The 13,236-nt window shown below is 67.2% G+C and carries 15 protein-coding genes; 7 read left to right on the forward strand and 8 right to left on the reverse strand.

Features of this window, described 5'->3' with window-relative positions; genetic code table 11:
* Positions 1–3: 3 nt before the first annotated feature.
* A complete protein-coding gene (gene hrcA, locus ACOAMO_RS13155) occupies positions 4–1,023 on the reverse strand; it encodes a heat-inducible transcriptional repressor HrcA (RefSeq protein WP_420175199.1) in 1,020 nt (339 codons plus the stop codon).
* A 114-nt stretch (positions 1,024–1,137) separates the two neighbouring features.
* Here hrcA and ACOAMO_RS13160 point away from each other — a divergent pair, with 114 nt between their 5' ends.
* Positions 1,138–2,010: an MBL fold metallo-hydrolase gene (locus ACOAMO_RS13160; protein WP_420175200.1), complete on the forward strand. Its 873-nt coding sequence runs from the start codon at positions 1,138–1,140 to the stop codon at positions 2,008–2,010.
* Between the two features lie 22 nt (positions 2,011–2,032).
* Here the strand turns inward: ACOAMO_RS13160 and ACOAMO_RS13165 are convergent, their stop codons facing one another.
* Positions 2,033–2,809 (reverse strand): inositol monophosphatase family protein, encoded by a 777-nt coding sequence (locus ACOAMO_RS13165; protein ID WP_420175201.1) that lies wholly within the window; start codon positions 2,807–2,809, stop codon positions 2,033–2,035.
* A 45-nt stretch (positions 2,810–2,854) separates the two neighbouring features.
* Complete coding sequence (locus ACOAMO_RS13170; protein WP_420175202.1) at positions 2,855–3,703, reverse strand: DUF3097 domain-containing protein; 849 nt, start codon at positions 3,701–3,703, stop codon at positions 2,855–2,857.
* 93 nt (positions 3,704–3,796) lie between these two features.
* Here ACOAMO_RS13170 and ACOAMO_RS13175 point away from each other — a divergent pair, with 93 nt between their 5' ends.
* Positions 3,797–4,348, forward strand: coding sequence for a hypothetical protein (locus ACOAMO_RS13175; RefSeq protein ID WP_420175203.1), 552 nt, complete (start codon positions 3,797–3,799; stop codon positions 4,346–4,348).
* A gap of 141 nt (positions 4,349–4,489) precedes the next feature.
* On the opposite strand, the gene ACOAMO_RS13180 is transcribed toward ACOAMO_RS13175, so the two are convergent.
* Positions 4,490–5,881 (reverse strand): DUF2079 domain-containing protein, encoded by a 1,392-nt coding sequence (locus tag ACOAMO_RS13180; protein WP_420175204.1) that lies wholly within the window; start codon positions 5,879–5,881, stop codon positions 4,490–4,492.
* Positions 5,882–6,045: 164 nt separating this feature from the next.
* Between ACOAMO_RS13180 and ACOAMO_RS13185 the strand changes: the two genes are divergently transcribed.
* Both ACOAMO_RS13185 and ACOAMO_RS13190 read left to right on the forward strand, forming a co-directional pair.
* Positions 6,046–6,726 (forward strand): response regulator, encoded by a 681-nt coding sequence (locus tag ACOAMO_RS13185; RefSeq protein ID WP_420175205.1) that lies wholly within the window; start codon positions 6,046–6,048, stop codon positions 6,724–6,726.
* Positions 6,723–8,132 carry an ATP-binding protein gene (locus tag ACOAMO_RS13190; RefSeq protein ID WP_420175206.1) on the forward strand — a complete coding sequence of 470 codons (1,410 nt, stop codon included), beginning with the start codon at positions 6,723–6,725 and terminating at the stop codon, positions 8,130–8,132. Before ACOAMO_RS13185 ends, ACOAMO_RS13190 begins: the two co-directional genes overlap by 4 nt.
* Before the next feature lie 40 nt (positions 8,133–8,172).
* Here the strand turns inward: ACOAMO_RS13190 and ACOAMO_RS13195 are convergent, their stop codons facing one another.
* On the reverse strand, positions 8,173–9,156 hold the full coding sequence (locus tag ACOAMO_RS13195; RefSeq protein ID WP_420175207.1) for an alpha/beta fold hydrolase: 984 nt from the start codon (positions 9,154–9,156) through the stop codon (positions 8,173–8,175).
* A 38-nt stretch (positions 9,157–9,194) separates the two neighbouring features.
* Here ACOAMO_RS13195 and ACOAMO_RS13200 point away from each other — a divergent pair, with 38 nt between their 5' ends.
* Positions 9,195–9,758, forward strand: a complete 564-nt coding sequence (locus tag ACOAMO_RS13200) for a TetR/AcrR family transcriptional regulator (protein ID WP_420175208.1) — start codon at positions 9,195–9,197, stop codon at positions 9,756–9,758.
* A 10-nt stretch (positions 9,759–9,768) separates the two neighbouring features.
* Here the strand turns inward: ACOAMO_RS13200 and ACOAMO_RS13205 are convergent, their stop codons facing one another.
* A complete protein-coding gene (locus ACOAMO_RS13205) occupies positions 9,769–10,620 on the reverse strand; it encodes an alpha/beta fold hydrolase (protein WP_420175209.1) in 852 nt (283 codons plus the stop codon).
* 220 nt (positions 10,621–10,840) lie between these two features.
* Between ACOAMO_RS13205 and ACOAMO_RS13210 the strand changes: the two genes are divergently transcribed.
* Positions 10,841–11,161: an Imm51 family immunity protein gene (locus ACOAMO_RS13210; RefSeq protein ID WP_420175210.1), complete on the forward strand. Its 321-nt coding sequence runs from the start codon at positions 10,841–10,843 to the stop codon at positions 11,159–11,161.
* A gap of 84 nt (positions 11,162–11,245) precedes the next feature.
* Here the strand turns inward: ACOAMO_RS13210 and ACOAMO_RS13215 are convergent, their stop codons facing one another.
* The gene (locus tag ACOAMO_RS13215; protein WP_420175211.1) at positions 11,246–11,572 is read right to left on the reverse strand and encodes a type II toxin-antitoxin system PemK/MazF family toxin; all 327 of its coding nucleotides are present in this window, start codon (positions 11,570–11,572) and stop codon (positions 11,246–11,248) included.
* Positions 11,569–11,775 carry an antitoxin MazE-like protein gene (locus ACOAMO_RS13220; RefSeq protein ID WP_420175212.1) on the reverse strand — a complete coding sequence of 69 codons (207 nt, stop codon included), beginning with the start codon at positions 11,773–11,775 and terminating at the stop codon, positions 11,569–11,571. The genes ACOAMO_RS13215 and ACOAMO_RS13220 overlap by 4 nt, the downstream gene beginning before the upstream one ends.
* A 318-nt stretch (positions 11,776–12,093) precedes the next feature.
* Here ACOAMO_RS13220 and ACOAMO_RS13225 point away from each other — a divergent pair, with 318 nt between their 5' ends.
* Positions 12,094–13,206 (forward strand): alkene reductase, encoded by a 1,113-nt coding sequence (locus ACOAMO_RS13225; RefSeq protein ID WP_420175213.1) that lies wholly within the window; start codon positions 12,094–12,096, stop codon positions 13,204–13,206.
* Positions 13,207–13,236: the final 30 nt, after the last annotated feature.

The raw sequence follows: 13,236 nt of genomic DNA on the forward strand, positions 1-13,236 counted from the left end.
AAGTCATCCTTCTGCCAGGAAGCGGCCAACATAGCGGGCCACGGCACGAACCGAGGCCATCGTCGCGGGGTAGTCCATTCGAGTGGGTCCGACGATCCCGAGGGTGGCCCAGGAGTCGTCGCGGGAACCGTAGGTGCTCGCCACCAGCGAGGTCGACTGGAGGCGTTCGTAGGGGTTCTCCTGCCCGATGCGCACCGTGACATCGGGGCTGGTGGCGGCCTCACCCAACAGGTGCAGCAAGACCACCTGCTCCTCCAGGGCCTCGAGCACCGGCTTCACCGCGGTGTCGAACTGGTCGCCGAAGCGGCTCAGGTTGGGCACCCCGGCCACCGCCACCCTGGTGGAGGGATCGTCGGCCAGCATCTCCAGCACCGTGGCGATCACCGTGTTGGCACTGGTGCGAGCGAGGCCGCCGGGCACCTCCTGCGCCAGGGCGGAGAGCTTCTCGGCCCCCTGTGCCGGGGTGAGACCCACCACGGCGGCGTTGAGCCGCTGTCGCAGGTCTGCCAGCGCGTCCTCGGTGTGCATCGGCAGTTCCACGGAACGCTGGTCCACCCGACCGGTGGAGTTGATCAGGATCACCAGCACCCGGTCGCTGGTCAGGCTCACCAGCTCGATGTGGCGCACCTGGGCGGTGGAACTGATCGGGTACTGCACGATGGCCACCTGCTGGGTCACCTGCGCGAGCAACCTCACCGTGCGGGTGACGATGTCGTCCAGGTCGAGCGCGCCTGCCATGAAGGTCTGGATCGCACGCTTCTCTGCCGCCGACAGCGGCTTGACGGTGGCCAACCGGTCGACGAACAGGCGGTAGCCCTTGTCGGTCGGAATACGTCCCGCGCTGGTGTACGGCTGGGTGATGTAGCCCTCCTCCTCCAGCACGGCCATGTCATTGCGAACGGTCGCCGGGGAGACCTTGAGCTGGTGACGCTCCACCAGGGCCTTCGAGCCGACGGGCTCCTTGCTGCTGACGTAGTCGGTGACGATCGCCTTGAGCACGTCCATCTTGCGTTCGTCCAGCATGATCCCTCCCCTCCCAGCGCCATCCATGTCACGGCCTCTCCATATTGGCACTCAGGGCAAGGGAGTGCCAAAGCGCGTGTCCCGTTCCGCGAGCAGACGGCTAGGCTCGTGACCATGCGCGAATTCTCGATCGGTGACTGGCAGCTCGTCCGTGACGGCATCCACGTGGTGCAGTTGCAGCCGGCCTCGGTCAATGCCGGGCTGATCATCGGCCACAGCGGTGTGATGCTGGTGGACACCGGCTCCTCCCCCAGCCAGGGTCGGGAGCTGGCGGCCAGTGCGGCGGAGGTGGCGGGCAGGCCCGTCACGCACGTGGTGGTCACCCATGCGCACTTCGACCACTTCTACGGGTTGGCCGGCATTTCCGGCGTCGAGAGCATCGGGCACGAGAACCTGCTGCGCCACCTGGACGGCACCAATGATCCCGACGTGGATCCCGAGGTGATCCGCCGCGACCTTGGCTTCGACCCCTCCGAACTGGTCGGCCCCACCGACCCGATGGGGCTGATCAAGGCCGTCGACCTGGGTGGGCGCACCGTCGAGATCGTCCATCTGGGCAATGGCCACAGCGATTCCGACCTGTTCGTGCAGGTGCCCGACGCCCGGGTGGTCTTCACCGGCGACATGCTCGAGACCTCATCCGATCCCATGGTCGGCCCCGACTCACACGTCGAGACCTGGCCCAAGGCCATCGACGGGGTGATGAGCAATGCCAAGAGCGACACGCTGTTCATCCCCGGCCACGGCCCGGTGGCCACCCTGGAGGAGGTCACCAAGCAGCGCGCCGACATCTCCATGCTCTGGGCAACCGCGGAGGACTGCGTCAAGAAGGGGCTCACCATCGAGGACGTGGTCGCCGATCTCAACGGTCCGCGGGAGGTCGAATGGCCCTTCGCCCCGCAGAGCGTGGCCAATGCGCTGCCCTGGCTCTACCGGGCACTGGCCGCCAAGGGCGTCACCAAGAGTCGCCTGCTGCCCCTGCTCTGAAGGGCTCGGAACCTGCGAGGGATCAGGGCTCGCGCCACAGTCGCTGCACGGTCTCGGCGATCTCGGGGGTGGCCGCGGCGATGACTCCGGGACCGGTCCAGGCCGCGGTGTAGTCCTCGCCGCGGAAGTTGCGCACCGCACCACCCAGCTCGGTCACCATCAGCGCGCCCGGCAGGTGGTCCCACGGGTGCACGTTCTTGTAGACGAGGTAGTCCACCTTGCCCTCGAGCAGGTAGGGGTAGTCGATCCCGCAACTCCACGCGCTCTCCACCACCGGCGCCAGTTCTCCCCCGCCCACGAAGCCGTGACGACTGTCCTTGCTGGTGGCTCCCAGCGGCAGTCGAGGCTGCTCGTCGCGCACCAGGACATGGCCGTTGAGCTCCACCCCGGCACCGCGCTCGGCAACGTAGGCGTCGCCGCGTTCGGGCTGCCAGATCCAGGACCTGGTGGTGATCCCGTCCACCAGCTCGGCGATCATCACCGCGTGGTCCGGGCTGCCCTTGACGAAGTTGCGGGTGCCGTCCACCGGATCGACGGTGAAGGCGTGGCGGGTCCCCGGCAGACTGAACTCGAGGCTGGGCTTGGTGAAGCACGCCTCCTCCCCGACGACCACCGCGTCGGGGAACATCCTGGTGAGCTCCCGAGTGATGAGCGCCTCGGCCTCACGGTCGGCGACGGTCACGTAGTCACCCGGGGTCTTCTGCTCCACCTCGCCCGTGCTCAGGGCACGAAATCGCGGGGTGATGACCTCGGCAGCAACCTGCTGCATGAGGTCGAGGACGTCCTGGGTGCTCGGCATGCCTCCAGCCTAGTCAGACTGACGCAAAGCACCAGTTCGGAGGGCTCAGAAATCCTCCAGGTGGTCCTGCGTGACGAAGTCGATCAGCTTCTCCACCTCGGTGTTGAAGGCGGGGTCCAGATCCCGGAAGCTCGTCACCCGTGCCAGGATGGCCTGCCAGGCCTGCGCGACGTCCTTCTGGTCCTTGTGGGGCAGGCCGAGCGCGGCCAGGGTCCCCTTCTTCCAGTCGACGTCCATCGGCACCTCGGGCCACTTCTTGATCCCGATGCGCTCGGGCTTGACCGCTTGCCAGACGTCGATGAAACGGTGCCCACCGATCATCACGAACTCGCCGTAACCACCCTTGGCCACCTCGCGGGCGATGCGGGTCTCCTTCGAGCCGGTCACGAGGTGGTCCACCAGCACCGCCAGGCGCCGTCCCTTCTCGGGCCGGAAGTCGGCCACGATGCCCACCAGGTCGTCGATGCCGCCCAGGTACTCGACCACCACGCCGACGTGGCGCAGGTCGTCGCCCCAGACCTTCTCCACCAGCTCGGCGTCGTGGCGGCCCTCCACGTAGATGCGGCTGGGCAGCGCCACCTTCGCCGGCGTGCTGGCCGCGGCCCGCGAACCCGACGCGGTGTACTTCTGCTCGGCCCGTCCGGTGCGCGGCGGCACGCACAGCCGCACCGGCTGGCCCTCCACCAGGAAGCCGGGCCCCACCGGGAAGGAGCGCCGCTTCAGCTTGTAGTTCTCCAGCACGACGACGCCGTTCTCCCACTTGACGATCTCGCCGGTGAAACCGGTCGACGGTTCCTCGACGATCAACCCGAGTTCCATGGGCATGTCGACGGTCTGCTTCTGGCCGGCCTTCTGCCAGCCCGCACTCAGGACGTCCTTGCTGTAGCGATCCACGTCGCACGAGGTTACCCCGACGCCGTCAGATCCGCCCCGGGACGCACCTGCGCGTCGGACCCTGCAGCGACTCGGCACCGCTACATTCGCGCCATGAAAGCAGAGCACCTGCGTCTGGGGTGGTGCCTGGTGGCGCCCACGCCGGCCGACGATCTGGCCCCGAGTGCGACCCAGGGACTGTGGAGCGTCGCGGCAGACCTCAACGGCGTGCAGCCCGGCTCCGAAGAGTGGGACCAGTGGTACCTCGACCTGAACGCCGCTCGGCAGGCCTGCGCCGCCTCACCTGTTCCCGGGACCGTCGTCGTGGAGCTGGCGGTGGACGCGCGGGATGCTGCGCGGCTCCTTCACGAGGCGCCACACGCCAATGGGTGGAGGCTCGACCTGCTGCGGGAACAGATCCCAAGCCCCAGCACGTCGGGGATTCTCGGCCACGAACCGGTCGGCGGTCAGGACTACCTGCTCGAACACTCCTGGCACTGTTTCTCCTACCCGGACGAGCTCACTGCCCCTCCCCACACCGTGACCGTCAACGAGCGCGGACTGCTGGCCAGCCATGCCGTGAGCGAGCGGGTCGTCACCCACTGCCAGGCAGACCGGAGACTCCACGGCGAACTGTGGGTTGGGCTTCGCCTTTGCTTGGTGTGACAGCCGTGCCACCACCGTGGACCGTGGCGTCAACGCCGGGCGACCCGTCGTCATGGACACGGACAACCTCTTCTCGGGATTCCGAGCCATGGGGCGGTTCGCGGCGTTCAAACACCTCTCGTCGCCGGCCTTCCATGAGCCTTACCGTCGAAGCAGGCAGTACCGGTGGTTGCACCACGTCTCATCCCAGTCCTGCAGGTGGTTCCTGCGCTGCTGCTGGGCCCAGGGAATGTTCCTGTCGACCAGGATCCAGTCGGCCGTGGCTGTGGGTTGGCCTGCTGCCGTGGGGTCGGTTCCTTCGACGAGCACGGTGACGGTGGCCCGTCTGGCAAGGTGCGGGGACAGGTTCGGCATGGTGGCGACGTGGGCCCGATCGGGCACGTGAGTCACGGCCTGCGCTGCGGCGGCCGAGTCATGGACGACGATGCGGTTCGCAGTAGCAGGAACCAAGACGATGATCGAGACAACCATCATCGCTGCCACGAACCGGTGCCGTCGCGCCCGCGTCTGGACAAGGCCGGAGTCAAGGGCGGCGAAGAACAGGGCCACTGCGGGCAGCAGCGAGTAGTGGTAGTTGAGCGCCCAGTAGCGCCAGTTCGGGACCGCCGCACGGGCGAGCCACGGCAGGAACGCGACGAGGACCAACGGGCTGCGCAGGGCAGCGCCACCCGTGACGCCGACCAGCACGAGTGCGGTGAGGGTGGCCAGGCCGGGCCACAGAAGTGACTGGCCGAGGGTTGCGAGCAGCTGCGGAAGTCCTCCGCCGGCCGACCGCGTGTAGGTGTACTGGCCGCCGCCGTTGACTGCAGGAATGAAGACCGAGACGGCCAAGGCCATCCAGACGACGCTGGTGACAGTCAGCACGACGGCGCGCCACCGCTGCCCTCGCCACCACAGTGCACCGGCCAGTCCGAGGACCATGAGTCCGGCGTCCTCCTTGACGGGGAGGAGCCAGAAGGACCAGACCATCACAGCGGACCATCGTCCCTCGATGAATGCTGCACAGCCGAGAGCCAGGATGGGAGCGCCAAGGGCCACCTCGTGGAAGTCGAAGGCCATGGCCGCAGCCACACCAGGACTGACCAGGAGCGCAGGCCCGAGGATCTGTGCACTGGCAGCTCGACGACGCGCCGTTGCCGTGAGGATCGCTGCGGCAGCGGCGACGCAGACCGCCTGGGCAACCAGGAGTACGGCCGGGTCGTCCCAGATCCAGAAGAGGGGCACGAGGATGACCACCAAGGGATGCCAGTGGTCTCCGAACAAGTTGGCGGTGGGGCCCTTGACCGGCACCAGGGGTGCCCGCCCGTCCGCCATGGTGCCGAGTGCCTGGCTGAAGATGGTCAGGTCCGTGCCGCTGCCGTAGAAATGGTGGATCCCCAGGCCGATCCCCGAGTACAGGATGCTGCCGGCCACGAGGACGACCCAGGCCAGCGACGGCGCTCCCAGGGCGGAGATGTCCACATCGGGTCGAATGCTTCGGGCCATGGATTCCGGCCGTGGATGGGTCGCCACACGGGCCAGCAGAATGCTCATGTCCCCGACGATCGTGTTCCCACTTCACGAGGCGGTCACCAATCCGCAACCGCGGTGCTCCGCCTTGGCACCGGTTGGTGCAGGATCCGTGCCGGGCTGTTGCCGAATGGTGACAATCGCGCGGGAGAATGCCTGGTGAGGGTCGTCAACACGAGGAGGAATCCATGGCTTCACTCATCCTTGCCGAAGACGACCAGGAGCTCGCACGAGCCCTCACCCTGGCCCTGGAACGGCTCGGACACCAGGTGCACGCGGCGCCAGATGGACCCGGGGCCCTGGCTGCAGTGGAGAGCTCAACCGCCCACGAGGCCCTGCTCCTCGACGTGATGCTGCCCGACATGGACGGATTCGAGGTCTGCCGCAGGGTGCGGCGCCACCACCAGATCCCGATCATCATGCTCACCGCCCGCAGCGACGCGATCGACATCGTCGCCGGGCTCGAAGCAGGCGCTGACGACTACGTCACCAAGCCAGTCGAGCCGCGGGTCCTGGATGCCCGGATCAAGGCGGTCCTACGACGCTCTGCCGGCCAGCCCGACGCACAGCTGATCACCATCGGTGGCCTGGTGCTCGACCAGAACGCCTGCGAAGCTCTGGCCGATGGACGTCCACTGGCGTTGACTCCCACGGAATGGCGGCTACTGCTGGAGCTGGCGCGCCATGCCGGAACGGTACTCTCACGCCACGTTCTGCTGGAGCGGGACTGGGGTTATGACTACACCGGCGACTCCCGCATGGTCGATGCCGCCGTGCAACGACTTCGCGCCAAGATCGAAGATGATCCCTCCCACCCCACGATGCTCCTCACCGTGCGCGGGATGGGCTATCGGCTGGTGCGGGAGTGAGTTTCACACGCCGGCTGCGTCGCTCCATGGTCCTGCTCGTCGTCGCCACGATCGCGTTGACGTCGCTGATCGTCCTCCCGTCAAGCTGGTACCTGCTGCGCCAGGCACGCACGCAGGAAGCCAAGGCTTCCCTGCAGGGCACCATCATTGCAGCCCAGCAGGATCCGAGGAACAAGCCGTCATCTCCCCAGTTCATTCCAGATGGTGCGGGGCTCTGGTCGCTGAGCCCTGCGAAGGTCTCCGGCTTCTGGTTGATCCCGATAAATGACGCCGGTGCCACAGGAGCCGAGAACTGGACCAGCGTGAACGAGGCACCTCCCGAGACGTGTGTGCCACTGGTGGACCTCGGCCTTCCCGTCGAGACGTCCTTGGGCACACTGACGACAGCGACCTGTCAGGGCCAGGAACTCTTCGTGCAGCAGTTCAGCCTGGGAGAAGGCCCGTCTCGTCGCACCTACTCGGTGGTCGCCACACCCGATTACAACGATTCCAATCGACTGTTCGGCCTGGTCTGCGCCGTTCTCGCGGCAGCCGGAATCGTGGTGGTCACGATGACTTCCCTGTTGTCTCGTCCGCTGGCCAACAGGGCGCTGCAGCCCGTGCGGGAAGCGAGTCGGGTGGCCACGGCGATCGCCGACGGGGACATGTCCCGACGGCTCACAATTCATGGCAATGACGAGCTGGCCACCATGAGTCGCCGGTTCAATGCGATGACCGATTCACTGACCGACACCATCGACAAGCTCACCACCCTGGAAGCCAGCCAACGGCAGTTCGTCTCCGACGTGGCCCACGAGCTCCGTACACCCGCCGCGACCCTCGTTGCCGCGGCCGACTCGCTCGACGATCCCGCCACCCGTGACGAAGCCGCAACCATGATCGCTCCGCAGCTGCGACGACTGTCGGCCCTGGTCGAAGACCTGCTCGAGATCGCCCGCATGGACGCTGGCCGGGCGGTCATGACGTGGGACGAAGTCCCGCTGGGTGAGCTCATCCGCGCCGTCGTCCGCACCGAAGGCCTCGACGACGTCACCACCGTCACAGGCGAGGCCATCCAACCAGTCCTCTGTGATCCCCGACGGGTGAGCGTGGTGATGCGCAACCTGTTGGCCAACGCCCGCATCCACGGCGAGCCACCCATCACCATCACGGTTGGGTCCACTACAGGGCACGTGACGATCAAGGTGAAGGACGCCGGCCCCGGACTGCCGCGTGACCTCGCCGACCGTGCCTTCAACCGCTTCAGCCAAGGCGATCACTCACGCCACCGGGGCGGCACCGGACTCGGCCTCGCGCTCGCACGCGAGAATGCTCGCCTGCACCGCACCCAGAACACCACAGGAGACCTGGTATGGGACCCCATCGAGGAATGCTTCGTGGTCACGCTCCCGCAGCCGGCGCCTTGAGTGCGCCTCTGGCGACATAGCCCTCGTCATTGCCAGCTGCTCAGCCAGCCGCCTTCGACCAGAAGTCGAGCAACTCGTCGCCGAGCACATCCTTCTCCTCCATTGGAAGGGAGTGCCCCCTGCCCGGCCAGACCGTGACCGTCGCGTCGGGCAGCAGTGCTCGAATCCGCTCCGCGGCGCGCTCACGCCCGGACAGCGTGGACGCCGCGCCCAGGTCGACGCGGACGGGCATCGCCAGCTGGCGCCATTCGTGGTCCGTCAACCGCGGTGGCGTGGGCATGGCGGGCCGATAGCCGCTGCTGGCGGCGTCGATCATCTCCGACATCGGTGTGCGTCTGCGAACTTCCTCGACGCTGGTGCCGCCGATCCGGGCCAGGGCGTGGTCTCGCCAAGTCTGCGGGGTGGGCAGCGCCAGCACGCCCGACCAGAGCAGGACCGACGCCGGCGGTCGTTGGATCACGAGGACTGGCTCCAGCAGGGCCAAGGAGGCAACCTGTTCGGGATGCCGGGTGGCCACGACAGCAGCCGTCGCCGCTCCGAAGCTGTGCCCGACCAGGTGGGCTTGTGGAATGTCCAGCGCGGCGATCACCTCCGAGACCCATTGGGCCTGGTCGTCCGGGCCGGACATCGGCACTGTCTGGGCAGACATCCCGGCGTCGCCCACAGGATCGAGGGCATGGATGGTGCGTGTTCCGATCCAGCTGGGCAGGTTGTCGGCCCACATGGGGATTCCTGAGCTGTGCCCTGGAAGCAAGACCACCGGGCTACCCGGCTGCTCCCCAACCCACGTCACCACGCGGGCGAGACCAAAACTGGTGACGACGGATCGTTCGTGGTCGGGGCGCGGGAGCCGCGACATCACCGCGTCACGCGCCGTCCCATACCGGGCCTGGTCCTCCATGGTTCGCCAGTGACCCACCTGCGGGTCTCTGCGCACCAGGTCGACGAGCTGTCCCGCCGCCAGAGCACAGACGGTGACGACGCAGAGCCACTTCACGAACCGACCAATACGGATGTATTGCATGTCGCTGACAATACATTCGTATTGATAGGGTGCCAAGGGTGTCCACCGAGAAGCAGAACGAGATCCTGCAGGCCGTCTGGAGCGTCATCGCACGCGATGGCCTGGAGTCTGTCAGCGTGCGGTCAGTGGCGGCGGCTGCGGGCGTGTCCCCCGGGCGGGTCCAGCACTACTTCCCCACCAAGCAGGACCTGGTCCGCAGCAGTGTGTCGGCCATGCTCGCGGGCGCGGCGAGCACCACCCCCGAGGCACTCGGGGATCCCGCCGACCCCGCGACCCTGTGGGCCCTGCTGACGCACGCGATCTCCCCCGCCGCCAGTCGCCGGCCGGGAACCAGCATCTACTTCTCCTATGTGGCCGCCAGCGTCGCGGACTCGTGGATCGCCGAGGCACTCACCGAGGCTCGCCGGAGCGTCCAGTCCGAGGTGGGCCAATGTCTTCGGGCGCAAGGAGTCACCATCGAGGACATTGACGGGGCGGCCCTGGACCTCACCTTGATGGCCGAGGGCGCAACCCAGGCCGTCTTCGTCGGGTGGTGCACGCCCGAGGAGGCCTTGGATCGAATCAGGCACGCCCTCGCACGGCTCGGCGTCACCATTTCCTGACGCCCGACCGTCAGCCAGACTCTCCTACTCGACGGCCGCACGCCCGCAGGATCTCGTCCGCCACGAGCTGCGGTTGCGTGAACAACACGTAGTGGCCGGAATCAGGCGCCTCGACCAGGCGCCACCCGGGGTTTGCTGCGACGGATCGCTGGTGGGCTCCAAGGAGGTCGCGACGCGCTGAGCCGACAGCTGGTTTGGTGCCCGAGATGAGCACGGTGGCGACGGTCGCAGACCGGGTGCCCTCGCGGAGCTGCAGCAGCCCCGCGCGGATCCGACGACCCTCTTTCGCGCAGGCACGTAATGCGGATGTGCTGGCGGAGGCACTGATCAGGGCCTCAAGTTCGTCTGCGACCAGGACGGGCCCCAACCCCTTCCGCAACCCGGCCTTGAGGAGCTTGGCCCGAACGCGTGATGGGAACATCACGGCATGGACCCACTCCAAGGCCCGGGTACGGCGGGTGAAGTAGGCCTCGGTCCGCTCGTCTGACGGATCCACGAGCACCAGCGAGGACACGACTCCGGCTGGCATGAGCTCCACCGCTCGACGCACGATCGGACCGCCCCAGCTGTGGCCCACGAGGACCACGTCTCGCACCCCTTGGGCCTCGATCACGCACGCCAGGTCGGCAGCCAGGGCGTCGAGCGTTCGGGCTCCAACGCCCGACGTGCTCCTGCCGTAGCCGGCGCGGTCGTAGGCCACGGCCCTGACTCGATCGTCCAGCAGGTTTGCCACCGGCGCCCAGCACAGTCCGCTGAGCCCCAGTGCTGACTCGAAGACGACCACCCGCTCGCCGCTGCCCCAGGTGTGGGTGGCAAGGCTTCTGCCGTCGGGCGTCTGCACGGTCTGGTGGTCTGGCTCCATTCCCGTGAGCCTAGGGGATTCGAGGTCACGGGGTGGATGCGTGAAATACCCATTCCTCGGCCAATTCGATCTTTGCGCGTGCGCACTGGAAAAGGCCTTGCATGTCAAAAGGAGCCCTGAAGGCATCCGGCGATAGCGGCTTGGTGGATCTTGACCAGCCCACAGCGCAGCGGAACCGAATGTCCCACGCACAGGTGGACCCGCCCTCTAGCCTTGAGCAATGAACTACACGCGTTTGCAGCAAATTGACGGGGATCACTACCTGAGCTTCGACTGCGGCGCGCTTCCTGGGGACGCGGCGGCGATCTCCAGAGGCTTTGAGGCAAACGGACACTTCTGGGAAAGCGTCGCAACCTTTCTGGCTCCAGAACTGTGCGAGCGTCTCGAGCTGGACTCCGAGGGCAGCATGTTCTGCGCCTACGGGTCACAGGCTGACCTGGTCGAGTTGCAGGCGCTGCTCGATCCTGCCCTCTCCGACGAGCGAGCCTTGACCAAGCTGATTGATGACGCTGAGGCCCGAGGAGAAGAACTCGAGGACTGATCGTCCGCATTCCGTGCGCGAAGGAAACCACGTGCCTCATGTGCGCCTTGCCAAGAGGCCGCGGGAACACAGCGCTGGGAAAGGTCAGCTCGCGAGCCCGAGAAAAGTGGCCACGAGCCGTTCCAGGTCCAGCATCTGCTGGCTACCAAGACGTCCCACACGGTTCTGGACGTTGCTGCGCCGCACAGTCGTCAGCTTGTCCACCATGACGTCACTGTCCTGGCTCAGACCGGAAAGTTCGTTGGCCGCGACCCGGTAACGAAGCAGCGGCGCATCGGTCAGCATCGATGACAGCGGCAGGACGGTGACCGAATCCGTGTCCTCGAAGACGTCGTCCTGAAGGATCAGTGCGGGGCGAGGTTTGCTCGCGTAAACACCACCGGCGACCGTCCACAACTCGCCACGCCTCACTCGTCACCCCAATCCACGCTCACCGCTTCCACGAAGTCCTGGTCGTCGAGCTCCCGGTCCTGGATGGCCACCTGCGACGCCTGCCGGCGTGCCTCCTCCGCGAAGGCACTGCTGCGCACGTCAGGGAGCCAGATCTGGACCGGCCGATAGCCCCTCTCCCGCATTCGGCGGCGGTGCTCACTGACGCGCTGCTGGACTGACATGCCCCAAGTGTTACATGTAACGATGAAGGATGGAAGGCCTATGTTCCACTGGGGCCCCTGGCCGACTGCACGCCATGTCCCCATGCGCGTCGACCGTTCCTCCGGTTACACCCAGCCTGCGATCGGTCCTGGGCTCACCGTGTCGACGCCGACTCCGCATGTCCAAAGCTCACTGGGCATGCGCTGCACCACGTGCCCAGTCATCCTTCGACGTGCACAGTGGGCGCCGAAACCGGCCGGATTTCGTCGGGGCGGGAATGACCGGACCACGTCGACTGTTGTGCTCCCGGACGACACCACCGATGGAAAGACGAACCCGTGACTGACCTCTTTGCCCCCGCGACCGCAGGCGCCCTGCAGTTGAAGAACCGCGTGACGATGGCGGCGCTGACCCGATCGCGCGCCGGTATCGACGGCGTTCCCACCGACCTGCACGTCGAGTACTACGCGCAGCGCGCCACGGCCGGCCTGGTGGTGACCGAGGGCACCCGCACCAGCGCGGTCGGGCAGGCCTTCATCGGACAGGCGGGCATCCACACCGACGATCAGGTCTCCGGCTGGCGACGGGTCGCCGACGCCGTCCACGCCGCCGGCGGCACCATCGTCATGCAGATCATGCACGGCGGCCGCCTCACCCTTCCCAGCATCAACAACGGCGAACCGGCCGAGGCACCCAGCGCCATCGCCCCGGTCATGCGTGACCCCCAGGGCGGTGAGGTGCCCATCACCCTGCACGGCCCCGACGGCAGGCAGGACGTCCCCACGCCCCGCGCACTGGAGACCAGCGAACTGCCCCGCATCGTCGACGAGTTCGTCACCGCCGCCCGCAATGCCATCGCGGCCGGCCTGGACGGCGTCGAGCTCCACAACGCCAACGGCTACCTGCTGCACGAATTCCTCGCGTCCTCGAGCAACCAGCGCACCGACCAGTACGGCGGCTCGCCCGAGAACCGCGCCCGGCTGTCCATCGAGGTGGTCCGCGCCGTCGCCGCCGAGATCGGCGCCGACCGGGTCGGCCTGCGCATCTCGCCGGAGCACAACATCCAGGGCGTGGTGGAGGACGAGCGTGCCAACGTGCTGGCGACCTATGGGGCGCTGCTGGACGGCATCGCCGACCTGGACATCGCCTACCTGTCGATCCTGCACGCCGACATCGACGGCGACCTGGCGGCAGCCCTGCGCTCCCGCTTCGGCGGATTCACCCTGCTGAACAGCGGTTTCGGCTCGGTCACCACTCAGGAGGAGGCCGCCCACATCGTCGAGGACGACCTGGCCGACGCCGCCGTGGTCGGCCGCCTGCTGATCGCCAACCCCGATCTGGTGCGTCGCTGGCACGAAGGGCTGGAGCTCAACACGCCGGACTTCCTGACCTTCTACACGCCCGGCGCGAAGGGCTACACCGACTACCCCTTCGCAGGCCAAGAGGCATAGTCGCCCGGATCCCGCCGACTGGGCACGTCC

This window comes from Luteococcus struthionis (genome assembly GCF_048595755.1).
Classification (GTDB): domain Bacteria; phylum Actinomycetota; class Actinomycetes; order Propionibacteriales; family Propionibacteriaceae; genus Luteococcus.

Excerpts from the sequence above, each read along its gene's own strand:
- hrcA (WP_420175199.1), bottom strand. The coding sequence starts at position 1,023 with ATGCTGGACGAACGCAAGATGGACGTGCTCAAGGCGATCGTCACCGAC.
- ACOAMO_RS13160 (WP_420175200.1), top strand. The coding sequence starts at position 1,138 with ATGCGCGAATTCTCGATCGGTGACTGGCAGCTCGTCCGTGACGGCATC.
- ACOAMO_RS13165 (WP_420175201.1), bottom strand. The coding sequence starts at position 2,809 with ATGCCGAGCACCCAGGACGTCCTCGACCTCATGCAGCAGGTTGCTGCC.
- ACOAMO_RS13175 (WP_420175203.1), top strand. The coding sequence starts at position 3,797 with ATGAAAGCAGAGCACCTGCGTCTGGGGTGGTGCCTGGTGGCGCCCACG.
- ACOAMO_RS13180 (WP_420175204.1), bottom strand. The coding sequence starts at position 5,881 with ATGAGCATTCTGCTGGCCCGTGTGGCGACCCATCCACGGCCGGAATCC.
- ACOAMO_RS13185 (WP_420175205.1), top strand. The coding sequence starts at position 6,046 with ATGGCTTCACTCATCCTTGCCGAAGACGACCAGGAGCTCGCACGAGCC.
- ACOAMO_RS13195 (WP_420175207.1), bottom strand. The coding sequence starts at position 9,156 with ATGCAATACATCCGTATTGGTCGGTTCGTGAAGTGGCTCTGCGTCGTC.
- ACOAMO_RS13205 (WP_420175209.1), bottom strand. The coding sequence starts at position 10,620 with ATGGAGCCAGACCACCAGACCGTGCAGACGCCCGACGGCAGAAGCCTT.
- ACOAMO_RS13210 (WP_420175210.1), top strand. The coding sequence starts at position 10,841 with ATGAACTACACGCGTTTGCAGCAAATTGACGGGGATCACTACCTGAGC.
- ACOAMO_RS13220 (WP_420175212.1), bottom strand. The coding sequence starts at position 11,775 with ATGTCAGTCCAGCAGCGCGTCAGTGAGCACCGCCGCCGAATGCGGGAG.